This is a genomic window from Streptomyces sp. SBT349 (assembly GCF_001083795.1).
Classification (GTDB): Bacteria; Actinomycetota; Actinomycetes; order Streptomycetales; family Streptomycetaceae; genus Streptomyces.
This window is the reverse complement of the sequence record NZ_LAVK01000096.1, coordinates 1-23,040: the sequence shown is the minus strand read 5'-3', so window position 1 is coordinate 23,040 and position 23,040 is coordinate 1. Positions and strand designations below refer to the sequence as shown.

Annotated in this window: 26 protein-coding genes; 12 read left to right on the top strand and 14 right to left on the bottom strand. The window is 71.1% G+C overall.

From position 1 onward, the window contains the following. Positions 1–34 precede the first annotated feature (34 nt). Positions 35–454, bottom strand: a complete 420-nt coding sequence (locus ADY01_RS14525) for a PLD nuclease N-terminal domain-containing protein (protein WP_049572048.1) — start codon at positions 452–454, stop codon at positions 35–37. Between the two features lie 83 nt (positions 455–537). Between ADY01_RS14525 and ADY01_RS14520 the strand changes: the two genes are divergently transcribed. Next, a complete protein-coding gene (locus ADY01_RS14520; RefSeq protein ID WP_049572045.1) occupies positions 538–1,989 on the top strand; it encodes a menaquinone biosynthesis decarboxylase in 1,452 nt (483 codons plus the stop codon). Beyond that, the gene (gene mqnP, locus ADY01_RS14515) at positions 1,986–2,936 is read left to right on the top strand and encodes a menaquinone biosynthesis prenyltransferase MqnP (protein ID WP_049572042.1); all 951 of its coding nucleotides are present in this window, start codon (positions 1,986–1,988) and stop codon (positions 2,934–2,936) included. Before ADY01_RS14520 ends, mqnP begins: the two co-directional genes overlap by 4 nt. Positions 2,937–2,945: 9 nt before the next feature. Here mqnP and ADY01_RS14510 read toward each other — a convergent pair whose 3' ends face one another. The 4 genes from ADY01_RS14510 to ADY01_RS14495 all read right to left on the bottom strand — a co-directional run bounded on the left by ADY01_RS14510 (position 2,946) and on the right by ADY01_RS14495 (position 5,779). Further along, positions 2,946–3,197, bottom strand: coding sequence for a DUF397 domain-containing protein (locus tag ADY01_RS14510; protein ID WP_049572038.1), 252 nt, complete (start codon positions 3,195–3,197; stop codon positions 2,946–2,948). 131 nt (positions 3,198–3,328) lie between these two features. Next, on the bottom strand, positions 3,329–4,417 hold the full coding sequence (locus ADY01_RS14505) for a PQQ-dependent sugar dehydrogenase (RefSeq protein WP_159001212.1): 1,089 nt from the start codon (positions 4,415–4,417) through the stop codon (positions 3,329–3,331). A gap of 39 nt (positions 4,418–4,456) precedes the next feature. Next, entirely contained in the window at positions 4,457–4,765 is a 309-nt protein-coding gene (locus ADY01_RS14500; protein ID WP_107081727.1) for a hypothetical protein, read from the bottom strand. A gap of 186 nt (positions 4,766–4,951) precedes the next feature. Continuing rightward, positions 4,952–5,779: a hypothetical protein gene (locus ADY01_RS14495; protein WP_053170826.1), complete on the bottom strand. Its 828-nt coding sequence runs from the start codon at positions 5,777–5,779 to the stop codon at positions 4,952–4,954. Between the two features lie 173 nt (positions 5,780–5,952). Between ADY01_RS14495 and ADY01_RS14490 the strand changes: the two genes are divergently transcribed. Beyond that, a complete protein-coding gene (locus tag ADY01_RS14490) occupies positions 5,953–6,936 on the top strand; it encodes an NlpC/P60 family protein (RefSeq protein WP_049572030.1) in 984 nt (327 codons plus the stop codon). A 207-nt stretch (positions 6,937–7,143) separates the two neighbouring features. Continuing rightward, positions 7,144–7,824: a phosphatase PAP2 family protein gene (locus tag ADY01_RS14485; RefSeq protein ID WP_049572028.1), complete on the top strand. Its 681-nt coding sequence runs from the start codon at positions 7,144–7,146 to the stop codon at positions 7,822–7,824. Between the two features lie 133 nt (positions 7,825–7,957). Here the strand turns inward: ADY01_RS14485 and ADY01_RS14480 are convergent, their stop codons facing one another. Continuing rightward, on the bottom strand, positions 7,958–8,788 hold the full coding sequence (locus ADY01_RS14480; protein ID WP_049572025.1) for an SAM-dependent methyltransferase: 831 nt from the start codon (positions 8,786–8,788) through the stop codon (positions 7,958–7,960). A 128-nt stretch (positions 8,789–8,916) separates the two neighbouring features. Next, the gene (locus ADY01_RS37005) at positions 8,917–9,141 is read right to left on the bottom strand and encodes a hypothetical protein (protein WP_078900305.1); all 225 of its coding nucleotides are present in this window, start codon (positions 9,139–9,141) and stop codon (positions 8,917–8,919) included. Between the two features lie 82 nt (positions 9,142–9,223). On the opposite strand from ADY01_RS37005, the gene ADY01_RS39115 reads away from it, so the two are divergent. After that, positions 9,224–10,039: a hypothetical protein gene (locus tag ADY01_RS39115; protein ID WP_159001210.1), complete on the top strand. Its 816-nt coding sequence runs from the start codon at positions 9,224–9,226 to the stop codon at positions 10,037–10,039. Between the two features lie 22 nt (positions 10,040–10,061). On the opposite strand, the gene ADY01_RS14470 is transcribed toward ADY01_RS39115, so the two are convergent. After that, entirely contained in the window at positions 10,062–10,406 is a 345-nt protein-coding gene (locus ADY01_RS14470) for a metal-sensitive transcriptional regulator (RefSeq protein WP_049572022.1), read from the bottom strand. Between the two features lie 197 nt (positions 10,407–10,603). Here ADY01_RS14470 and pstS point away from each other — a divergent pair, with 197 nt between their 5' ends. From pstS to pstB, 4 genes are read left to right on the top strand one after another with little or no spacing between them, the layout of a single operon-like run. Next, positions 10,604–11,704 carry a phosphate ABC transporter substrate-binding protein PstS gene (gene pstS, locus ADY01_RS14465; RefSeq protein ID WP_049572021.1) on the top strand — a complete coding sequence of 367 codons (1,101 nt, stop codon included), beginning with the start codon at positions 10,604–10,606 and terminating at the stop codon, positions 11,702–11,704. A gap of 17 nt (positions 11,705–11,721) precedes the next feature. Continuing rightward, entirely contained in the window at positions 11,722–12,690 is a 969-nt protein-coding gene (pstC, locus tag ADY01_RS14460; RefSeq protein ID WP_049572019.1) for a phosphate ABC transporter permease subunit PstC, read from the top strand. After that, positions 12,687–13,763 carry a phosphate ABC transporter permease PstA gene (pstA, locus tag ADY01_RS14455; protein WP_049572015.1) on the top strand — a complete coding sequence of 359 codons (1,077 nt, stop codon included), beginning with the start codon at positions 12,687–12,689 and terminating at the stop codon, positions 13,761–13,763. Before pstC ends, pstA begins: the two co-directional genes overlap by 4 nt. Positions 13,764–13,803: 40 nt before the next feature. Continuing rightward, a complete protein-coding gene (pstB, locus tag ADY01_RS14450; RefSeq protein ID WP_049572012.1) occupies positions 13,804–14,583 on the top strand; it encodes a phosphate ABC transporter ATP-binding protein PstB in 780 nt (259 codons plus the stop codon). 76 nt (positions 14,584–14,659) lie between these two features. Here pstB and ADY01_RS14445 read toward each other — a convergent pair whose 3' ends face one another. The 6 genes from ADY01_RS14445 to ADY01_RS14420 form a co-directional block, all read right to left on the bottom strand. Beyond that, positions 14,660–17,959 carry a S8 family peptidase gene (locus ADY01_RS14445; protein ID WP_049572008.1) on the bottom strand — a complete coding sequence of 1,100 codons (3,300 nt, stop codon included), beginning with the start codon at positions 17,957–17,959 and terminating at the stop codon, positions 14,660–14,662. 235 nt (positions 17,960–18,194) lie between these two features. After that, the gene (locus ADY01_RS14440) at positions 18,195–19,193 is read right to left on the bottom strand and encodes an inorganic phosphate transporter (protein WP_049572004.1); all 999 of its coding nucleotides are present in this window, start codon (positions 19,191–19,193) and stop codon (positions 18,195–18,197) included. Between the two features lie 7 nt (positions 19,194–19,200). Further along, a complete protein-coding gene (locus tag ADY01_RS14435) occupies positions 19,201–19,821 on the bottom strand; it encodes a DUF47 domain-containing protein (protein WP_049572002.1) in 621 nt (206 codons plus the stop codon). Between the two features lie 109 nt (positions 19,822–19,930). Next, positions 19,931–20,269, bottom strand: a complete 339-nt coding sequence (locus ADY01_RS14430) for a DUF2516 family protein (RefSeq protein WP_049571999.1) — start codon at positions 20,267–20,269, stop codon at positions 19,931–19,933. Between the two features lie 96 nt (positions 20,270–20,365). Then, positions 20,366–20,842, bottom strand: coding sequence for a hypothetical protein (locus ADY01_RS14425; protein ID WP_049571996.1), 477 nt, complete (start codon positions 20,840–20,842; stop codon positions 20,366–20,368). Further along, positions 20,842–21,201 carry a helix-turn-helix domain-containing protein gene (locus ADY01_RS14420; RefSeq protein ID WP_049571993.1) on the bottom strand — a complete coding sequence of 120 codons (360 nt, stop codon included), beginning with the start codon at positions 21,199–21,201 and terminating at the stop codon, positions 20,842–20,844. The genes ADY01_RS14425 and ADY01_RS14420 overlap by 1 nt, the downstream gene beginning before the upstream one ends. A 181-nt stretch (positions 21,202–21,382) precedes the next feature. Between ADY01_RS14420 and ADY01_RS39790 the strand changes: the two genes are divergently transcribed. The 3 genes from ADY01_RS39790 to ADY01_RS39780 all read left to right on the top strand — a co-directional run. Beyond that, positions 21,383–21,865, top strand: coding sequence for a hypothetical protein (locus tag ADY01_RS39790; RefSeq protein WP_049571990.1), 483 nt, complete (start codon positions 21,383–21,385; stop codon positions 21,863–21,865). Continuing rightward, on the top strand, positions 21,865–22,182 hold the full coding sequence (locus ADY01_RS39785; RefSeq protein ID WP_049571986.1) for a hypothetical protein: 318 nt from the start codon (positions 21,865–21,867) through the stop codon (positions 22,180–22,182). The genes ADY01_RS39790 and ADY01_RS39785 overlap by 1 nt, the downstream gene beginning before the upstream one ends. Before the next feature lie 391 nt (positions 22,183–22,573). Next, positions 22,574–23,040 (top strand): helix-turn-helix domain-containing protein (locus ADY01_RS39780; protein WP_199826191.1); only part of this gene is annotated, 467 nt, incomplete at its 3' end.

Sequence of the window (23,040 nt, the reverse complement as noted above, 5' to 3'; positions counted from 1 at the left end):
CCTGGGGAGCATGGGGGGCCTGGGGCCGGGAGGTCTAGCGGTCCTTGCCGCCGGGCGGGGTGTCGTCCTCGCCCTCGCCCCCGCGCAGCTCTTCCTCGCGGCGGCGCAGGTCCTCCTCCCAGGACTCCAGGAGCTCCTTGTCCTTCCGGGTCTCCTCGGGGTCGCGGTTCGGGTCCGGGTCGTCCTTGAGCGAACGCAGGAACTCGGGGTTGTCGTCGGGGGCGACCCAGCCGCCCCCTCCGCTCCGGCGGCCCACGCCGCCCGCGCGCGGCGTGCCGCGCTTGCGGCCCACCAGAATCCAGGCCACCGGACCGACGACCCAGGCGAGCACGATCAGCAGGATCCACACCAGCTTGGGCAGATGCTTGATGTCCTCATCCTTGGACGTGATGCAGTCGACCAGGGCGTAGATGATCAGCGCCAGCGGCACGAGAATCAGCAGCACCCTCAGCATGGTAGCCCCCTGGACGAGAAGTGACCGGGCCCTTGCGGGCCCCTGACCAATGCCAGGGTAATGCGTGGGCAATACTGATCGGCATGGCATACGACGACCTCCGTGCCCTGCTGAAGGCCCTCGAACGGGATGGCGACCTCAAGCGGGTCAAGGCCGAGGTCGATCCCCACCTGGAAGTGGGGGAAATCACCGACCGGGTGAACAAGGCGGGCGGCCCCGCGCTCCTCTTCGAGAATGTCAGGGGCTCCGACCTGCCGCTGGCCATGAACGTGTTCGGCACCGACCGCCGCCTGCTGAAGGCGCTCGGGCTCCGTTCGTACGAGGAGATCAGCGAGAAGATCGGCGGCCTGCTGAAGCCGGAACTGCCGCAGGGATTCGTCGGAATCCGCGAGGCGTTCGCCAAGCTCGGCACGGTCTCGCACGTACCGCCGAAGAAGGTGAAGAGCGCGCCCGTGCAGGAGGTCGTCCTCACGGGCGACGAGGTCGACCTCGACCGGCTGCCCGCGCTGTTCACCTGGCCGGAGGACGGCGGGCCGTTCTTCAACCTCGGGCTGACCCACACCAGGGACCCCGAGAGCGGGGTGCGCAACCTCGGGCTCTACCGGCTCCAGCGTCACGACAAGCGCACCATCGGGATGCACTGGCAGATCCACAAGGACAGCCGCAACCACTACCAGGTCGCCGCGCGGCGCGGGGAGCGGCTGCCGGTGGCGATCGCGTTCGGCTGCCCGCCGGCCGTGACCTACGCCTCCACCGCGCCGCTCCCGGGCGACATCGACGAGTACCTGTTCGCGGGCTTCGTCCAGGGCAAGCGGGTCGAGCTGGTCGACTGCAAGACCGTGCCGCTCCAGGTGCCCGCCGCGGCCGAGGTGGTGCTCGAGGGCTGGCTGGAACCGGGCGAGACGCTGCCGGAGGGCCCGTTCGGCGACCACACCGGCTTCTACACGCCGCAGGAGCCGTTCCCCGCGCTGACGATCGACTGCGTGACGACGCGCAAGCGGCCCATGTTCCAGTCGATCGTGGTCGGCCGCCCGCCGACCGAGGACGGGCCGCTGGCGCGTGCGACGGAGCGGTTCTTCCTGCCGCTCCTGAAGGTGATCATCCCCGACATCGTGGACTACCACCTGCCCGAGGCGGGCGGCTTCCACAACTGCGCGATCCTGTCGATCGACAAGAAGTACCCGAAGCACGCCCAGAAGGTGATGTCGGCGGTGTGGGGGGCGCACATGATGTCGCTCACCAAGCTGATCGTCGTCGTGGACTCCGACTGCGACGTCCACGACCTCCAGGAGGTCGCCTGGCGGGCGCTCGGGAACGTGGACTACGCGCGCGACCTGCTGCTCACCGAGGGCCCGGTCGACCATCTCGACCACTCCTCCTACCAGCAGTTCTGGGGAGGCAAGGCGGGCGTCGACGCCACCGCGAAGCTGCCCGGGGAGGGCTACACGCGAGACGGCGGCTGGCCGCGGATGATCGTCTCCGACCCGGCCGTCGCCGAGCGCGTCAGCAGCCGCTGGAAGGAGTACGGCCTGTGACGGCCCAGGCGCCGGCGCCCGCGGGGGCGGCGGGACCGGATCCGCGCCCGGCGGCGGCGCGGGCGACCGACACGGGACATGTCAGGGCGTTCCTGCGGCTGGTGATGATCGAGCACTCGGTCTTCGCGCTGCCCTTCGCCTACATCGCGGCGCTGACCGCGATGTACCTAGACGACGAGGCCGTCGACTGGTGGACGCTGCTGCTGGTCACCCTCGCCATGGTCGGCCTGCGCACGTTCGCCATGGCCGCCAACCGGATCATCGACCGCGAGATCGACGCCCGCAACCCGCGCACGGCCGGGCGCGAACTCGTCACGGGCGCCGTCTCCGTGCGCGCCGCGTGGATCGGCGCGCTGGTGGCGCTCGCGGTGTTCCTGGGCTCCTGCGCGCTGCTCAACCCGCTCTGCCTCGCGCTGGCGCCCGTGGCGGTGGTGCCGATGGTGGTCTACCCGTACGGCAAGCGGTTCACGGACTTCCCGCACGCCATCCTGGGCCTCGCCCAGGCGATGGGCCCGATCGGCGGCTGGCTCGCCGTGAGCGGCGCCTGGTCCTGGGAGGCGGCGATACTCGGCCTCGCCGTCGGCCTGTGGATCGGCGGCTTCGACCTGATCTACGCCTGCCAGGACGTGGCCTCCGACCGCGCGGGGGGCGTGCGTTCGGTTCCCGCGCGCTTCGGCATCGCGGGGGCGCTCTGGGGCGCGCGGGGGTGCCACGTGGTCACGCTGGCCCTGCTGGTCTGGTACGCGGCGGCGACCGGGGGCGGGCCGTTCCTCTGGGTCGGCCTCGTGGCGGTGGCGGGGGCGTTCGCCTATGAGCACACCATCGTGACCCCGAGGGATCTGAGCCGCCTGAACCGCGCGTTCTTCACGGTCAACGGCTTCGTCGGCATCAGCCTCTTCGTCTTCGCGCTGCTCGACCTGGTGGTGCGGGGTCTCGGACCCGCCTGAACCGCCCGGTCAGGGACCGCGGTCGGGGTCGGGCTCGGGGTCGGGCTCGGCAGCGAAGTGGTCGAACTCGTCGTTCCGCACGCCCAGGACGAACGCCTGCCAGTTCGCGCGCGTGGTGGTGACGATCCCGTCCGGCTCGTCGGTCTGCCGTATGTGGATCATGTCCCCCTCGCCCGCGGCCACTTCGAAGCAGCCCCCGTCGCCGCCGCCCTCGACCTCGGCCCGGACCCAGCGCAGGCCGTCCGCGTCACCACGAGGCATCCCCCCCTCCTCTCCCTCCCGCCCGCTTCGCCACGGTACCCGCGGGAGCGGGGCAAGAGGTGCCCGAGGGAGGAAAGCGGCTCGTTTCCGGCGCGGCGGAGTCGTGGGGCCGCGAGGTCGGGCGTCGGCGGCTACTCGACCTCGAGCCGGACCAGACCCCCGTCGGCCAGCGCCAGCAGGCCCGTCCCCGAGGCGTCGCCGATCACGGCCCCGGGCTCGGCGAGATCGAGCACGGTGTCCGGGCCCGGGTCCGGTACGAGCTCCGTGCCGTGCAGCGGCACGCGCCACAACTGCCCGCTGCCGGCGCCCGGCATCCACAGCGGCCCCCCGGCGGCGGCGAGCCCCGCCGGGGTCTCCCCCTCCGCCTCCCACACAGCCACCGGCTCGCCCCCCGGCGTCACCGAGAACACCCGGGCGGTCCCGTCCGCACCGGCGTCGACGGCCCACATCCGGTCCTCGTCCCAGGCGATCCCCCGGACGTCGGTGTAGCCGCCGAGGGAGTGGACGACGGGATCCGAGCGCCTGCCGGGCTCGAGCCGGAGGATCTTCCCGAGGGACGACTCCTCGCTCCGGGCCAGCTCCGGGTCACCGGCGTCGCCGGTTCCCAGATACAGGTCGCCGTCCGGCCCGAACGCGAGCGCACCGCCCGCGCGCGTGCCGTCGGCGGGCACCGGGATCGGATCGTTGAGGAGCCGTGTCGGGGTCGCACCCCATGGCTCCCAGCTCCGGTCCGGGTAGTAGCGGAAGCTGGAGACCTGCCCGCCGTCGTCCTCCGTGTAATACGCGAAGACGGGCACGAAGTTGCTCACGGAGGAACGGGGCACCGCCAGCCCGAGGATCTCGCCGGGCACCTGGCCGAGTTCCTGCGGGGGGCCGCCGCCGTCCGCGTCGTACAGCAGGACGGTGTCGCCCGAGGCCAGGAGCAGATCCTCGCTGTCGGGGACCCGGGCCACGCAACAGACGGCGGAGAGCTGGTCGATCACCGTCTCGGCCTCCGTCGCCGTGCCGGTGGCGGGTGCGGGAGTCGGACCGGGCCTCGGCTCGTCGGATGGGTCCTCCGGCAGCGGCGGGAGCTCCGGATCGTCGTCGGGTCCGCCCGGGTCGCCCGGCGGCTCCTCCGCGGGCGAACCGGCCTCGCGCTCCGCCCGGTTGGCGGCAGGGCCGATCGCGCAGCCCGCCGCCAGCGCCGCCACCGCGGCGACGGCCGCCACGCGACGCACAACGCGCCATCCCCGCATGGGCCGCTGACTCTCCCGAATCTAGATCGACATGCCGTAGATGATGGTGAACAGCGTGCCGAGCGACCCGATGATGAAGACGCCGGTCAGCCCGGCGACGATCAGGCCCTTGCCCTGCTCGGCGCTGAACGAGTCCCGCATGGCGGTCGACCCGATACGCTGCTTGGCCGCTCCCCAGATGGCGAGGCCCAGACAGATGAGGATGGCCATGGCCATGATCACCTGGACCATCGTCCTCGCCTGGTCACCCACCGCGGCGAACGGCCCCCAGTCCGGGGCAATGCCGCCGATGATCTCGTTGATGCCTTCTGAGTCTTCTTCTTCGTCCACCGAACTCACCACCCAACTGGCTCTTACGGCGCTCCCTTCGGATTGTGCCACGCCTGGGTGACAGAGGCAGACCGTACGTGACCTCCGCCGGGAGCCGGATGTGCGGTCAGAACCCTTGCCCCGCCCCGGACCTGGGCGGGGAGGGGGCCAACCGGGCGGGAGCGGAGGGGAATTCCGCGGAGTGTGTCAGAGATCGCAGCCGAGGCGTTCCGTCGAGAGCGCCACGTCGTCCAGCAGGACGTCGTACGCGTCGGGCACCGGGCCCGCCTGGTAGAGCTGCCAGCCGACGCGGACGGTGTCGAACTCCGGGAAGAGGAAGTCCACCTGGTTCCCGCCGTGCCGGGTGGTGGTGACGGTCAGGTCGGGTTGGGCCACGCCGTCGAGCCAGACGGAGACGCGGTTGTCGCTCGCGTCCTGCTCCCACTCCACGCACGTCCACTCCCCGCCCACCGCCGGGGCCGACGCGCGCCAGTCGGTCCAGTCGCCGGTCGGGCCGCCGTCCGAACCGACGCCCCACAGCGCGACGCCGTCGCCGACCTCCGGCACGTACTGGCCGCCGAGCGGGCGGACCAGGGTGCCGTCGCCGACGGCGCCCGCGGCCTCGACCAGCGTGAAGTGCGCCCAGTCGGGGGCGGTCGGGAAGGCGGAGACGCGCAGCATCACGCGGCCGTGGAAGCTGTTGCCGGGCGCGGCGAAGTCCTCGACCTCCAGGAACGCGTGCCCGTTGCCCTCGGTGTGGGCACGCAGCACCATCCCGTGGCCGCGGCGGCGCTCCACCGTCAGCCGCCCCTCGCGGGTGTCGGTCCCCCAGCCGGGCCCCGCCGCCTCGCCGGGCGGCAGAGCGTCGAAGTCCTCGCAGAACAGCAGCGCCGGGTCCTCGCTCGCGCAGTCGGCGCGCCCGGGATACCCGTGCCCGTGCCCGTTTCCGTGCCCGTTCCCCTGCGCCGTCGCGGCGCCGCTCAGGGCCAGCGCGAGCGCGCCGAGCAGGGCGGTGAGTGTGCGGGTGCGGCTCATGGTCGTCTCCACTTCCGGTTCCGTGGTCGTTTGGGAGCGCTCCCACACCCCACGGCACCCTAGGCCACCCGCAGGTCGGCCCGCCACCCCCCGGCCGTCTCGTGGTCTCGCCGTCGCCGCGCGGCGCGTGTCAGACTGCTGGCAGGTCCCGTACGGCCGGGGAGAGTTGAGGGATGCGCAGGATCGTTGTGGCCGGGGGTGTCGGCCTCGGGGTGATGGGGTGTTTCGTCGCCGTCCTCGTCGTCGGCGTCTACGGCGCCGCTTCCGATCTCCAGGGCGGCGGGAGCGGCTCGAAGCAGCTGGCCGCGGGGACGGTGCCGCCGGAGTACGCCGAGCTCGTGCAGATCTGGGGGAACTCCTGCCCGACCCTGTCGCCCGCCATCCTCGCCGCCCAGCTCGGGCAGGAGAGCGGCTGGCAGCCCGACGTGGAGAGCCACGCCGCGGCGCAGGGGATCGCGCAGTTCATCCCGAGCACCTGGGCCACCCACGGCATCGACGCCAACGGCGACGGCGAGGCCAACGTCTGGGACCCCGAGGACGCCATCCCCTCCGCCGCCCGCTACGACTGCTCGCTCGCGGGCTATGTCGACGACATCCCCGGCGACCCGGTGGACAACATGCTGGCGGCCTACAACGCCGGCCCCTACGCTGTGATCCAGTACAACGGCGTGCCCCCGTACGAGGAGACGCGGAACTACGTCCGCATCATCCGTTCCGCGGAGGCCGGTTACGCCGCCGCGCCCGCGGAGGAGGAGGGGACGCTGCCCGCGCCCGAACAGGCGGCGGGCGCCGTGCACTACGCGCAGGAGAAGCTCGGGACGCCCTATCTCTGGGGCGGCGAGGGCTCCCCCGAGGACAACGGCCGCTTCGACTGCTCGGGCCTGACCCTGAGGGCCTACGAGTCGGTCGGCATAGAGATCCCGCGCGTCGCCAACGACCAGTGGAACGCGGGTCCCCACCCCTCGCGGGATGAGCTTCTGCCGGGTGATCTTGTCTTCTTCGCGTATGATCTCGACGACCCGCGGAGCATCCACCACGTCGGTATCTACGTCGGCGGCGGGTACATGATCGACGCTCCGTACACGGGTGCGACAATCCGTTTTGACCCGATTGACTCCCCGGATTATTTTGGGGCCACCCGCCCCACGGCGACGTAGGTGCGTCCTCACGTCCAGTGAGGCTGTGGTCAGAGGTTCCCCGCTGAACTGCGGCGACGCGTTGCTGTTCGATAACGCTGCGGCCGTCATTCGATGGACGTCGGCACTCCGGGGGAGGTACTTGGCGTTTCCTGTACCGGAACAGGGGCTCCTCCTCCCTGCCTGCCTCGGCAGGGTCCCCCACACCAGAAGGGGCCACAACGGCACATGGCTGGTCTCGATCACCTCGACAATCCAGACATCGAGCTGGATGTGCTCTACGACCTCAATGGCTTCGGCGAGTCCCTGCCCGGCTGGGGCGAACGGGCCGTCACCTTCCTCGGGGAGCACGGCATCCCCGTCGCGCTGACCCTGCTCGTCGTCGGCGCCTGGTTCCTCGTCAGGCGCCGTGCCGACGCCGCGCAGGCGGTCGCCGGGACGGCCTGGGCCGGCCTGGCGGCCGGTCTCGCCTTCCTCGCCAACGCCCCCATCCGCGACTTCGTCGCCCGGCCCCGTCCCTTCGTCGACCACCCCGACCTCGCCGTGCTGCTGGAGGGCAAGGACGGGTACTCGTTCGTCAGCGACCACGCCAGCGTCGCCATGGCCGTCGCCGTCGCGCTCTTCCTGGTCCACCGGGTCCTGGGCGCGATCGCCTTCGGCCTGGCGCTGCTCCAGGGGCTGGCGCGCGTGATCCTCGGGGTGCACTACCCGAGCGATGTCATCGGCGGCTTCGCGCTCGGCACGGCGGTCGCGCTCCTGCTCGCGCCGCTCGCGCAGGCCGCGTTGACCCCGCTGGTGCGGGCCTGCTCCCGCAACCGCCGCCTCGGCTGGGTCGCAAGGCCCCGCGAGGAGCCGCGGCCCCGGCCGCAGCCCGAGCTGACGGAGCACCAGAGCCGCCTGGCCGCCTAGGAACACGGGACACACGGGGAACACCGAGGAACGGCGCGGCCCAGGGGGAACGGGGGCGAACGGGGGAACGGCCGCCCCGGCGCGACGAGGCGCCGGGGATGCCGGGGCCGCGGGTGCCCGGGGCCGAGGGGGGTCAGCTTCCGGGAACGCGCCCGACGCCCGCCCACATGGAGACCGTCACGTCGTCGGCCTCCTCCGGGACGGGCCCGTCCGGGTGCCAGCGGTGCGGCGGGACGAGCCCGGGGTCGACCAGGTCGAGGCCCTCGAAGAAACGCTCCACCTCGGCGCGGTCCCGGATCTGGCCGGTCTGCCCGGTGATGCTGCGGTCCCCCTCGGTCACCTTGCGCCAGGTGGGCGGGTCGAAGTCCGGGGTGACGTGCGTCAGCACCAGGTAGCTCCCGGCCGGAAGCGCCGAGGTGTACCGGCGGACCAGCTCGTGCGCGCTGAAGCCGGTGGACGGGTCGTCCGCGATGTAGTGCAGCAGCGCGTTGAGGCTGAGCGCGACCGGCCGGTCGAGGTCGAGGACGTCGCCCAGCTCGCGGCTGCGGAGAATGGACTCCGGGTCGGCGAAGTCCGCGTGCAGATAGGCGGTGCGGCCCTCGGGGGCGCTGCTCATCAGCGCCTCGGCGTAGAGCAGCACGATGCGGCGGTTGTCCGTGTAGACCACCCGTGCCTCGGGGGCGACCGCCTGCGCCACCTGGTGCAGGTTCGGCTCGCTGGGGATGCCGGTCCCGATGTCGAGGAACTGCCTGACCCCCGCCTCCTTCGCCAGCCAGCGGGTGGAGCGGAGGACGAACGCGCGGTTGGCGCGCGCCGCGACGCTCACGCCGGGCCACATCTCCTCGACCTGGCTGCCGGCCTGCTCGTCCACCGGGTAGTAGGACTTGCCGCCCACGTGCCGCAGGAAGAAGTCGTACACGCGGGCCGGATCGGGGCGGCTGGCGTCTATCTCGTCCTCGAGCATGGTCCGTTGTGATCCTTCCACCGTGAGATTCTCCCGTCGCTCCGTGGGCCGACCCAATCACAGGGGGCGTACGCCGGGTAGTGCGACCCCCGGTTCCGCGCCACCCGGCGCGGGGCGTCCGCGGGCGCTCAGCCCGGTCCGGCCGCCGCCGTGTGGGCCGCGGCCTCGTCACGGGCCAGCGGCCGGGAGCGCCGGGCCGGGCCGTACCAGCCGCAGCTGCACCGGGGAGCGACGAACGGTCCACGCTCGGTGAGAACGACCCGGTGCGTGCCTCCCCCGCCCCGCCCCTCCCGGTCCGGTGGGGCCGTGCGGCCCTCCGGTTCGGACGGCCCCTCTTCACCCTCGTCACGCACCCCCCTACCGTAACGGCCGCCGGGGGGCCTCGTTAGGCGGTTACGAGTCCGGGACGGCGATTGCTGGGGGTGTCGGCAGGCCATGACGGTGCGGCGACGCGAGCGCAGGAACGTTATCGCGGGGAGCGCCGGAGGCTGCGGCGGGCTGCTGGCGGCGCTGTCGCTCGCCACGGTGCTCACCGCCCTCACCGGCTGCTCCGGGACGGGGGCCGCGGCCGAGGGCGACGCCGGCGAGGCGGTCCGCAGGGCGGTGGACCTGCTCGCCGAGTCCGGCACCTCCCGCGCCCGGACGGCGATGGAGATGGCCTCGGGCGGGACGCGGATCACCCTGCGCGGCCGGGGCGGCTTCGACTACCGGGAGCGGACGGGCGAGCTGCGCGTGACCCTGCCGGACGGCAAGCCGGTGACGGAGGTGTTCGTGCCGGGGCGGCTCTACATGAAGAACCGCGGCGCGGGCGTGCCCCCCGACAAGTGGGTGCGCATCGACGTCACCGCGCTGCCCGACGGGAACCTGGTGACCGGCGGGGCGACCGACCCGCTGGCCGCCGCCGAGCTGCTGCGCGGCGTGGTCAGCGCGGACGAGCTGGGCGAGGCCCGGGTGCGGGGCGAGACGCTGCGGCACTTCCGGGGCGTGACCGACATCGCCGAGGCGGCGGAGGCGGCGTCGGGGCGGGCGGCGGAGCAGCTGGCGGCGGCGGTGGAGGGCTTCGCGGAGACGGAGGTGCCGTTCGACGCCTACCTCGACGATCAGGGGCTGCTGCGCGAGATCACGCACCGTTTCAGCTTCGGGGAGCGCGGGATCGACGTCACGTCCACGGTGCAGCTCTTCGACTTCGGGGCGCCGGTGGAGGTCGTCCTCCCCGGTGCGGACGACGTCTACGCCGGAACCGTCGCCTGAGGGCGCCGGGCTCCGGGCCGCCTCAGGTGCGCAGCAGGCGGGCGATCGCGGCCGTGGCCTCCTCGACCTTGGCGTCGATCTCCGGGCCGCCCTGCTCCGCGGCGCGCGCCACGCAGTGCCGCAGGTGCTCCTCGAGAAGCCGGAGCGCGAACGACTGGAGCGCCTTGGTGGAGGCGGAGACCTGCGTCAGAATGTCGATGCAGTAGGTGTCCTCCTCGACCAGCCGCTGGAGGCCCCTGACCTGGCCCTCGATGCGGCGCAGCCGCTTCAGATGGGCCTCCTTGTCCTTGCTGTACCCGTGCGGCCCGCCGCCCTCCGCGTGCGCGTCGTGTGCCTCGTGCACGGCTACCGTCTCCCTTGTGCCCATTTCCGCCCTCCTGTGCCTCTTATACCCCTGATGGGTATAGCGTAACGAACGGCGGACCGGCGCACGCAGTATCGTGCGGCCTCCGGGGTAGCGGCGTTCCCGGATGGGTTCATTTTTTATTCACCTATAACCGTCAGTCGATTCACCTGATCAACCTACCGTCAGGGCGGAGCGCGGACGGGAAGGACTGAACGACTGTGAAGGTACGCCTCGGCGCGGTGCTGGCCTCGGGCGCCCTGGTGCTGGCCTCGGCCTGCGGAACCGACGACAATTCGGGTCTGCCGGGGGCCGTGGACTTCTCGCTCGACGGCCTTCGCTGCGGCCCGAGCGGCACCCTGCTGGCCTCGGGATCCAGCGCGCAGGCCAACGCCATGGAGGTCTGGGTGAACACGTACCAGGCCAATTGTGAAGACAGTCAGATCAACTACAAGGCCACGGGCTCGGGCGCCGGCGTCCAGGAGTTCCTCCAGGGCACCACGGCCTTCGCGGGCTCCGACTCGCTGCTGACCGAGGCCGAGATCGCCGAATCCCGCGGCGTCTGCCGGGACGGCGGCCAGGCCATGCACCTGCCGATGGTCGCCGGGCCCATCGCCGTCGGCTTCAACCTCCCCGGCATCGACCACCTGAACCTGGACGCCAGGACCCTGGCCCGGATCTTCGACTCCCGCATCGACAACTGGAACGACCCCGCGATCGCCGAGCTCAACCCGGACGCCGACCTGCCCGACCTGCCGATCACCCCGTTCCACCGCTCCGACGGCTCGGGCACCACGGACAACTTCACCTCCTACCTGCACGCCTCCGCGCCCGAGGACTGGCCGCACGAGGGGGACAAGAGCTGGAAGGGGCGCGGCGGCCAGTCGGCCGACGGCTCCTCGGGACTGGTCGGCATGGTGCAGCAGAACGAGGGTGCCATCGCCTACTTCGAGCTGTCCTTCGCCCACCAGAACAGCGTCTCCACCGTCCGCGTCGACACCGGCGCCAGCGAGCCGGTCGAGGCCACGGTGGAGAACTCGTCGAACGCCATCGCCGAGGCCGAGGTCATCGGCGAGGGTGGCGACCTCGCGCTCCAGCTGGACTACGCCACGCGCGAGGAGGGCGTCTACCCCATCGTCCTGGTCACCTACGAGATCGCGTGCGACCGCGGCAACGCGCCCGGCACCCTCGGCCTGACCAGGGCCTTCCTCACCTATACCGCAAGCGAGGAGGGTCAGCGGGCACTCGGCGAGATCGACTACGCGCCGATCTCCGAGGACATCATCCAGCAGGTGCGCCAGCGCGTCGACGCCATGGCCTGACGACCGGAGACGCCCCCATGCACGCACCGCGCACGACGCGCACGACGCACACGGAGAAGAGCACCATGCGCCTGGGCGACCGGGTCTTCAGCGGCCTGTCCAAGGGGTCGGGGATCGCTCTGCTGCTGATCATGGCCGCGATCGCCGTCTTCCTCGCGATCCGCGCGGTCATCGCCATCGGCGCCGACGAGGGGAACTTCCTCACCACCTTCGAGTGGGACGCCAACTCCGACCCGCCCCGCTTCGGCATCGCCGTCCTCCTCTTCGGCACGGTCGTCAGCTCGGTCATCGCCATGGTGCTGGCCGTCCCGGTCGCCGTCGGCATCGCGCTGTTCATCTCCCACTACGCCCCGCGCCGCCTGGCCACCCCCCTGTCCTATGTGGTCGACCTGCTCGCCGCCGTTCCCAGCATCGTCTACGGCCTGTGGGGCGCCCTCTACCTGGTGCCGCGCCTGACGGGCTCGTACCAGTGGATGGACGATGTCCTCGGCTGGACCGGGATCTTCGCCTACGACGGGACCCCGGCCCGTTCGCTGATGACCGTCGGCATCCTGCTGGCGGTGATGATCCTGCCGATCATCACCAGCGTCACCCGCGAGGTGTTCCTCCAGACCCCCAAGGCCAACCAGGAGGCCGCGCTCGCCCTGGGCGCCACCCGCTGGGAGGTCATCCGCATGACGGTCCTGCCCTTCGGGCGCTCCGGCGTCATCAGCGCCTCCATGCTGGGCCTCGGCCGCGCCCTCGGCGAGACGATGGCCGTGGCCACCGTGCTCTCCCCGAGCTTCCTCATCAACGCCAGCCTGCTGGAGTCCGGCGGCGGCACCTTCGCGCAGAACATCGCCAGCCAGTTCAAGGAGGCGGGCTCCATGGGCCGGGACGCCCTGATCGCCTCGGGCCTCGTCCTCTTCCTTCTCACCCTGCTCGTCAACGGCGCCGCCCGGCTGATCATCGCCCGGCGCAAGGAGTACTCGGGAGCGAACGCATGAGCAGGACCACCGTGTCCGAGGAGGCGGCCGGGCCCGCGCTCGGCCGCGTGACCCTGCGCCCGCCGCGCCTGCCGCGCTGGTCGATGGCGGCGCTGGTCATCGGCTCCCTCGCCATCGGCGTGGGCACCGGGCTCGTCGCCCGCCTCGACAGCCGCGGGCAGTGGGGGCTGATCGCGGCCATCGTCTTCGTCGCCGCCACCTTCGGGCTCTCCGCCTCCGTCGAGGGCCGCCGCCACGCGGTCGACCGGCTGGCCTCCATCCTGGTGTGGGCCTGCTTCATCGTCGCGATGGTCCCGCTGGCCTCCCTGGTCTGGGAGACGATCGCCCGCGGCATCCCCGGCGTGAGCTGGTACTTCCTGACCCACTCGATGAACGGCGTGCTCAGCTGGCAGGAGGGCGGCGGCATCTACCACGCCATCCTGGGCACGGTCCAGCAGGTGCTGCTCGCCTCCGTCATCGCCATCCCCGTCGGCCTGCTCACCGCCGTCTACCTGGTGGAGTACGGCCGCGGGCGGCTGGCGAAGGCCATCACCTTCTTCGTGGACGTCATGACCGGCATCCCGTCCATCGTGGCCGGGCTTTTCGTCCTCAGTCTGTGGATCATGATGTTCGACTACGGGTACTCGGGCTTCGCCGGCGCCGTGGCGCTGGCCATCCTCATGATGCCGATCGTGGTCCGCTCCACGGAGGAGATGCTCAAGCTGGTCCCCAACGAGCTGCGCGAGGCGTCCCTCGCCATGGGCGTCCCCAAGTGGCGCACCATCCTCAAGGTCGTCCTCCCCACGGCGATCGGCGGCATCACCACCGGCGTGATGCTCGCGCTGGCACGGATCGCGGGGGAGACGGCCCCGATCCTCCTGCTGGTTTTCGGGAACAACATGATCAATGGCAACCCCTTCGAGGGGGCGCAGTCGTCCCTCCCGCTCTACATCTACGAGCAGTGGGGATTCGGCACCGAGCAGGCGTTCGACCGGGCCTGGGCGGCGGCCGCGGTGCTGATCGCGTTCGTCATGGTCCTCAACCTGGCGGCCCGCGGCATCGCCCGCTGGAAGGCCCCCAGGACGGGCCGTTGACGCGGCGCCGAAGCGGAAGGAAAAGGAGAGGTCTCACACCATGGCCAAGCGCATCGACGTCGGCGAGCTCACCGCCTACTACGGGTCCCACCGGGCGATCGACGGCATCACCCTGCACGTCGAGCCCGAGTCGGTGACCGCGTTCATCGGCCCCTCGGGCTGCGGCAAGTCCACCTTTCTGCGCACCCTCAACCGCATGCACGAGGTCACGCCGGGCGGCCGGGTCGAGGGCAAGGTGATGCTGGACAACGAGGACCTGTACGGCCCCGGCGTGGACCCGGTCTCGGTGCGCCGCACGGTCGGGATGGTGTTCCAGCGGCCCAACCCGTTCCCCACCATGTCCATCTACGACAACGTGGCGGCCGGGCTCAAGCTCAACGGCATCAAGTACCGCAAGTCGGAGCTCGACGACATCGTCGAGAAGAACCTGCGCGCCGCCAACCTGTGGAACGAGGTGAAGGACCGCCTGAACCGCCCCGGTTCGGGACTCTCCGGCGGCCAGCAGCAGCGGCTCTGCATCGCCAGGGCGACCGCCGTGGAGCCCGAGGTGCTGCTGATGGACGAGCCCTGCTCGGCGCTCGACCCGATCTCGACCCTCGCCATCGAGGACCTGATCGACAAGCTCAAGACCCGCTACACCATCGTCATCGTGACCCACAACATGCAGCAGGCGGCCCGCGTCTCCGACCGCACCGCCTTCTTCAACCTGGCCGCGATCGGCGAGCCGGGGAAGCTGATCGAGGTCGACGCGACGGAGAAGATCTTCTCCAACCCGTCCGTGCAGGCCACCGAGGACTACATCTCCGGCCGCTTCGGCTGACCGGCCGCACACGGCGAACGGCCCGCCCCCCGCGCGTGCGGGGGACGGGCCGCGGCTGATCCGCTGTGGGGCCGGATCAGACGGTGCGGTAGGCGTCGATGATGGTCTGGACGGTGGTGTTGCCCTGACCGTCCTCCAGCTCGACGCGGAACGACACGGTGCCGCCCGCCGCCGGGTTGGTGACCTCGACCGTGTCCCCGTCGACGGCCGCCTCGGCCCAGGTCTCGCCGCCGTCCGTGGAGACGGAGATCGCCAGCGAGGCCACGTTGCCCTCGGCCGCCGCGCCCTGGACGGTGAACGGGACCCACTGCATCTGGCTCTGCGTGGCCGTGCTGTCCAGCGCCAGCTGCGGCGCGAACCTGACGACCGAGGCGGGCACCGGAACCGGGCCGTCCTCGGGACCGGCCGCCGAGGTGAAGGTGAACGCGGTGGTGATCTCCGTGGACACCGAGGCGGTCGGGACCTCACCGGCCGGGTCGCGGCCGACGGTGGTCACCAGCTCGTACCGCGCCTCCTCCTCGGGGAGTTCGAACTCCACGTAGTCCAGGATCTCCTCCTCGGCGGCGATCTCCTCGCCGTCGCGGTACAGCGTGGTGGAGGCGCTGTCGTACGCGCTGTAGCCCAGGTGCCCGGCGCCGTCGGTGAACGGGCTGATCGTGCCGTACAGCGCGTTGCCCATGCGGGTCAGACCGGTGTCCTGGCGGATGTCGGGGCCGAACACGCCCACGTTGAACCGCTCCTGGTACTCCTGGCCGGCCTCGTACACCCGCGGTTCCGTCATGGCGCCCGCGGAGGCGAATACCTCCGGGTCGGTCTGCATGAATTCCTGGAACCACTCGCCCACGCCCGCCTCGACGAAGATCTCGGCCGTGCGCGGCAGCGTGTACTCCAGGGCGGACGCCATCGACACCTCGGAGGAGACGGTGAACAGCACGCCCGTCACGCCCTCCAGCGACGCGCCCTCCTCGACGGAGATGCTCGCCAGCTCGGACTGCTCGGTGTGCTCCTCCAGGCCGGTGTAGAACGCGTCCTCCCGGACGTCGGCGCCGTGGTACTCGACGCCCTCGGTCTCCCAGGTGGTGCCCGCGTAGCCGGAGATCGTCCGGTCGGCGCCGGGCTCACCGATCTGCGCGGTGCCGAAGCCCTCGGGCAGGCCGGCGACGGACCAGGCGGAGTCGAAGAACGTCTCGCCGCCCCGCCCCATCCGGTAGCCGACGGTCAGGTCGGTCTGCGTGGCGCTCTCGTCGGGCATGGTGAAGTCCACCAGGGCCGCCTGCGTGGCGTCGGCGGTGACGGTGGTGTCCTCGCTCAGCGAGAGGTGCGGATGGACCAGCCAGTCGATGCCGGTGGACTCCTCGCCGCCCTCGGGCGTGTGGAAGACGCTCACGTCGAGCTGGTACTCGCCCGCGGGCAGCCGGATCGTGCCGGTGCCGGTGCCGGGCTCGCCCACGACGTCGTAGAAGTCCATCGTCTCCATGTCGATCACCGTGCCCCACCAGTCGGCGGCGGGCGCACCGGCGCGGTCCATGGCCTCGACGGTGACCTCGAACATCTGCTCCTCGCGGACGACGGCGCCCGCGGTGCGCACGGTCTGGCCGTTGTCGGCGGTGGCCGTGACAGACGAGGTGTACGCGCCGTAGAGCTCCCCGCCCGGGGTGGTGTCGGCGGTGGCCTGCACGGTGGCGGTGGATCCGGCGGGCACGGTGACCTCGTCGGCGCTCAGCGCGAACATGCCCTCGGGGGCCGGGTTGCCCTCGGGGTCGGTGCCCGTGGAGGTGAGGGTGAGGGTGACGTCCTCGTCGCCGCTGTTGGCGTAGGTCAGGTCGCGGGTGACCGGCTCCGCGTCCTCGTGGGGCCACGGAACGGCGCCGAAGCTGATCGAGACCGGCTCGGCGGTGACCGTCTGCTCCAGCGCGGCGGGCACGTCGATGCGGCCCGCGCCCTGCTGGAAGGCGGTGTACCCCTCGCCCGGCCGGGCGGAGGCGGTCAGCGCGGCCTTGATCTGCTCGCCGGTCCAGTCCGGGTGGGCCTGGGCGAGGAGGGCGGCGGCGCCCGAGGCGTGCGGCGTGGCCATCGAGGTGCCGTCGATGGCGACATAGCCGTCGGCGCCCTCGACCGGGCGGCCGTACTCCCAGATGGCGGCGCCCTCGGCCCCGGCGGCGGCGATGTCCACGCCGGGCGCGGTGACATCGGGCTTGACGGCGCCGTCCCTGGCGCGCGGGCCGACCGAGGAGAAGTCGGCGAGCATGTCGGACTTGTCCACCGCGCCCAGGGTCAGCGCCGCGTCGGCCGTGCCGGGCGTGGAGATGGAGCCCGCGCTCGGGCCGCTGTTGCCCGCGGCGATGACGAACAGGGCGTCGGACTCGGCGGAGAGGGTGTTGACGGCCTCTTCCATCGGGTCGATCTGGGCCGTGGCGAAGCCGCCCAGGCTCATGCTGACGACGTCGGCGCCCTGGTCGACGGCCCACTGCATGCCCTCGATGATCCCGGACTCGAAGCCGGAGCCGAAGTCGTCCAGGACCTTGCCGTTGATCAGCTGGGCGCCCGGCGCGACGCCGGTGTAGGTGCCCTCGGAGTGCGCGCCGGTGCCCGTGGCCGTGGAGGCGACGTGGGTGCCGTGGCCGTCGCGGTCCTCGGCGTCGGGCGACTCGGAGAAGTTCTGCTCGGCGACGATCTTCCCCGCGAGGTCCGGGTGTTCGTCGCTGATGCCGGTGTCCAGGACGGCGACGGTGGTGCCGGTCCCGTCGTACCCGGCCTCCCAGGCGGTGGGAGCGCCGATCTGGGGAACGCTCTCGGCCAGCGACTTCTCCACGATGCCGTCGAGCGCGACGGTGGCGACGCCGGGGGCCGCGGCGAGGGTGCTGTCGCCCTCGGCGGGGTCGGTCAGCGCCGACCAGAGCGCGGGGATCTCCTCGCCCGCGACCGTCAGGGCGTCGGCGTCGATGGCGTCGAGGAACGTGCCCTGGGCCGCGGTGTCCGCGAGGGCGCGCGGCCGGTCCTCCTCGTAGCCGACGATGAGCGGCAGCCCCTGGGCGTGGCGGTACTGCGGCCGGCTGAGCTCGGTGACGTCGAACAGGCGGCGGTCGAGCGTGCCCTCCTGGAGGAGGGGGACCACGTCGGCCGGGATCACGTGGGTGTGTTCGCCGTCCTTCGAGGTCAGCACGCGGACCGGCACGGACGCGCGTCCCTCCGCGCGGATCAGGCCCGTCGGCTCGCCCTGGGCGTCGAGGACCACCTGGTCGCCGGTGATCAGGGTGACGCGCAGCGCCTCCTGGCCGGTGCCGGTGCCGTCGGGGGCGCTGTTCCGGTCGGCCTGGGCGGTGGCCGGGCCGGTGGACCCCGCGATGAGCGCGGCGGCGACGGCCGTGGCCGCCACCGCCGTCGTCGCGCGGGTTCTGCCTATGCGAGGCGTGCGTATTTTTCTTGGTTTTTTCGTCAACTGTCCCCCTGGTGACAGGTTTTGGGAGGGGGAGTCGTCCACTCCCCACGGGAATCCTGTCCGATATCCGAGATCCGGACGCCGTTGCGCGGCGGGGGGTGGGTGAGGGATTTGTGAACTCGTGGGATTTCTCGGGAGGCTCTCTGCTCATCAGGGAAAGGGCGGCGGCCTCTCAGGGAAGGGCGAGACGCAACAGCAGACAGCTCAGCGCGGCGACACAGCCCGCCGCCGGGATGGTCACGCACCAGCCCACCACGATGTTCTTGGCGACGCCCCATCGCACGGCGCTCAGCCGCCGGGTGGCGCCCGAGCCCATGATCGCGGCGGTGATCACATGCGTGGTGGAAATGGGCGCGTTGAAAAAGTACGAGGCGGCGTAGAGCACGGAGGAGGCCGTCGACTCCGCGGCGAATCCGCGCGGTGGGTCGAGTTCGATGATCCGGCGCCCCAGTGTCCGCATGATGCGCCAGCCTCCCGCGTAGGTGCCGAGCGAGAGCATCACGGCGCAGGAGATCCTGACCCAGACGGGAATGCCGTCGTCCTCGTCCGCCACCTCGGCGATGACCAGGGCCATCGTCACCACGCCCATGGTCTTCTGCGCGTCCTGGAGCCCGTGCCCCAGCGCCATGCCCGCGGCCGAGACCGTCTGCGCCATGCGGAAGCCGCGCTGGGCGCGCTGCGGGTTGGCCCGGCGGAACAGCCACAGGATGGCGACCATCACCAGGTAGCCGAGCAGCAGCCCGATGACGGGGGAGATCAGCATCGGCAGGACGACCTTGGTCAGCACGCCCGTCCCGTGCACGGTCGAGGCCCCGGCGAGCGCGGCGCCGACCAGGCCGCCGACCAGCGCGTTCGAGGAGGACGACGGCAGGCCGTACCACCAGGCCACCAGGTTCCAGGTGATGGCGCCGACGAGGGCGGAGAAGAGGATGATCAGGCCGTCCCCGCCGGTCGGCGCGTCGATCAGCCCCTCGGCGACGGTCTCGGCGACCCCCTGCCCGAGGAACGCGCCGGCCAGGTTCATGAACGCGGCCATGGCGACCGCGATCCTGGGCGTCAGCGCCCGGGTGGAGATCGACGTGGCGATGGCGTTGGCCGCGTCGTGGAACCCGTTGGTGTAGGTGAAGAAGAACGCCGCGCCGACGACGACGATCAGGGCGAGGGTCTCCACGGTGGGCTCAGGACTCCTTGACCACGATCGTCTCCACCGTGTTGGCGACGGACTCGAAGGCGTCGGCCGCCTCCTCCAGCACATCCACGATCTGCTTGAGCTTCATGACCTCGATAGCCTCATAGCGGCCGTTGAACAGGTGGGCCAGCAGCTTGCGGTGGATCTGGTCCGCCTGGTTCTCCAGGCGGTTCACCTCGATCCAGTACTCGTCGAGATTCCGCATCGTCCGCAGGCGCGGCATGGCCTCGGCGGTGAGTTCGGCGGCCCGGAAAAGGACTTCGATCTGCTGGTCGACGCCCTTGGGCAACTCGTCGATCTCATAGAGGACGACGAGATCGACAGCCTCCTCCATGAAATCCATGACGTCATCGAGCCGCGAGGCGAGGCGGTAGATGTCCTCGCGGTCGAAGGGGGTGATGAACGACGAGTTCAGCTGGTGGAAGATGGCGTGGGTCGCGTCGTCCCCGGCGTGCTCGGCGGCCCGCATCCGCTCGGCGATGTCCACGCGCGTAGCGGGGTCCGCCCCCAGGATCTCCATCAGCAGCTTCGAGCCGCTGAGAACGTTGTCGGCAGCGGTCGCGAACAGCTCGTAGAAACTGGTCTCCCTGGGCGTCAGGCGAAAGCGCACTGCAATTCCTCTGCCGTTCATCATGCGAGTGTCCCCGCTGATGCTAAGGGCAGAATCCGGCCAGGGCTAACCCTTCTGCCGGGCCAGGGCGCGGAGGGCCGTCGTATCGTTACCGATTCCCGTTGTACGGGCCGTAGGGGCCGTCGCTGCTGCTCCGGCCGCCGCGCCCCCGGCCGCCGCCCGTCACGGACTGGAGCGCGGGGCGCACGTCCACGAGGTAGACGACGGTGGCGATGGTCCCGGCGAGCACCAGCAGCAGCCACGGGATGAGCAGCTGCACGGCCACCGTGATGCCGAGGAGCACGAGCCAGAACGGCTTGGTCTGCTTGTCCGCGGCACGGAAGGCGTCCTCGCGCTGGAGTGCCGCGTTCACCAGGGCGAAGATGCTCAGGATCAGCACCCCGAGGAAGATGAAGCTCACAATGGAGCTGAAGCCTTGCAGCAGCATGCTGTCCACACTCCGTCCGTACGCCTGAGTCTCTCTCAACGCTACCGGCCGGGAGCCGGAGCGCGTAATGCTCTCGGCACCGGCCGGTGACGCGGATCAGTTCTGCGGGGGCATCTTCTTCGGCGCACCCTTGCGCGGGGCGGTCCTGCGCGCCTTCGGCCTGGCCGCGGGGGCGGGCTCGGTGACCGGCTCGGCGGTGGCCTCGGCGGTCGGCTCGGTGACGGGCTCGGTCACCGGCGGCTGCTCGGCGCGCTCCACGGTCACCTCGGTCTCCGCCTCGGCGTCGCCCTCGGTGCGCCGGCGCTCCACGACCGTCTTGCCGCGCTCGGCGAGCCCGTCGTAGGTCTCGCGCGCCCGCACGGCGTACTCCAGCGCCATGCCGACGCCCTGGAGCGCCACGTGCTGGGCCCGCTCGCGCAGCTTCGGCAGCCGCTCGGGCGCCTCGGCGCGCAGCCGGTCGAACGTCGCGGGCAGCTCCCGCAGCTTCTGCGCGGCGAGGTCGGCGGTGCCGGCCGCCACATAGAGCGGCGTGGAGGTCGTCAGGGTCTTGCGGAGGTCTTCGGTCAGGGCCATCAGGGGTTCTCCTTGCGGAACGACTCGTAGATCTGGAGCAGCGCCTGCTTCTGCTGCTCGGAGAGGCCCGGGTCGGCGAGAACCGCCTCCCGCACCCCTGGGGGCTGCCCGGCACCGGCTTCCTGCGCACGCTCGTCCAGGATCCCGGCCTGCACGTACAGCGTCTCCGCGGAGATCCTCAGCCCCTTGGCGATCTGCTGGAGGATCTCGGCACTCGGCTTGCGCAGCCCGCGCTCGATCTGGCTGAGATACGGATTGGACACCCCGGCGGCGTCGGCGAGCTGCCGCAGCGACAGCTTGGCCTGACGGCGCTGCTCCCGCAGGAACTCGCCGAGATTGCCGACACCGAGCGAAGCCATGCCCCCAGGGTGCCCCACCTTGCTAGCTATTGCAAGCGACCGCTTGCTCAAGCCCGCACACCCCGCCGCCGGGCCCACTGAGGCTGAGCATGATAGATGTCGCTTTTGCACGACAACTGTCGCCATCCGAGTCCAGTCGGAAATCGCCGGGCGGTTTCGGGCTGCGGCGTAGATTGGCGCTGTGCCCGATTTTGCGCATGACGAGGCCACGGCCCGGCGTGCTCTCGACGTCATCGACCAGTTGCTGGCCGCCCGCGACAGGATCGCCTCCGGAGTGGGCGGCATCGGCTTCCTCCGCGAACACGAGGCAGTGGCACCAGTCGCGTGGAGCTGGTGGATGCTGATTTCGGACTCCGCCCGCGTGGTGGCGGAGGCGGCCAAGAACGGCAACGGGTTCGTCGTCGCACCGGTGATGCGGAACCTGATGACGCACACTGTGGCGATGGCCTGGCTCGTCGACGGCGGCGGCGCCGCAGTGAAGGCCGTCGACGCCTATAGCGACGACCAGCTCCTCAAGCTGATCACCAACGCGAAGCGGGCTGGGTGGGATGTCGAGGGAGACGAGGTCGAGGCAAAGGTCCGTGCCGCTGTCGACGCACGCACCGCCTCCTCAGACCTTGAGGTCGTCCGGCTTACGAACGAGATCCGGAACACTCCGATCTGATGGCGGCGTTCGGGGAGCAGGAAGGCTATCTGCCCTACCGGCACCTCAGTTCCTACTCCCACACCACACGAGAGACGGCGCAGCTGTATGTCCGTCCCACGCGGGCCGGCGGCTGGGAACTGCGCAACAAGCCTAGGGAGAGTGGCCTGAACGACGTCATTTGGACGGCCGTGTGCCTGATCCAGGCCGGCCGGATACTCGACTCCATCCTCAGCGAGCAGTTGCTGACCGCGGAGCTTGACCAAGCCACCGTGCACCTCGGTGTCTCTGGGGACATCGTCCCCCGGCGTCACCTTCGCCGGGGCGCTGCCAATTGACCTGGGCAACGCCCAGCTTCGGCGAGTAGGAGCCGATCCCGTCGCTACGGCGGGATAGCGCCATATCGGGGCACGCCTATGGACGCCACCTCACCAGCAGGTCCTCCAGGTCGGACTCGCAACCCGGCCCAGCGGCCGCAGCAGCCGCATCGCCCTGTCCAGCTGGAGCTTCGAACGTGGCAGCAAGTGCAGCCCGGCCCGGGTGCAGTCGACGCCGAATCGGCGGCCCACAATCTCGGCGATCCGGCCAGCGTCCAGCACTGATCGAGCCAGCCAAACGCGGCCGGACCGGCCTGATCGAATCCGACCTCCAATCCCCCTAACCCCAGCCCGTAGAGACCTCTAGTGTCCTGCGCCTGAAATCCTGGCTCTAAGTTGTTAGGGTTGTGGGATGTCGTTTTCGGGGCGGTCTGCCGGTGAGTTCGTGTTGAGTCCGGACGAGCGTGACCAGTTGGTTCGCTGGTCGCAGGGTTCGTCGAGGTTGGCTGTGCGGGCGCGGATCGTGTTGCGGTGTGCGGAGCCGGGTGTGGTGTATGCGCGGGTTGCCGCTGATCTGGGCGTGTCGGCGATGACGGTGGGCAAGTGGCGCCGGCGATTCGCGGACTTGCGGGTGGAGGGTCTGGTGGACGCCGGGCGGCCGGGACGTCCGAAGGCCGGTTTGGTCCTGACCGACATCGAACGGGAACAGCTGACGCGTTGGGTGCGCCGGGCGAAGACCTCACAGGCCCTGGCGCTGCGGTCGCGGATCGTGCTGGCGTGCGCCGAGGACACGTCGAACAAGCGCGTCGCCGCGACCTTGGGAACGTCGGTGTCCACGGTGAGTCGCTGGCGGCGCCGGTTCGTGGAGTCACGGCTGGA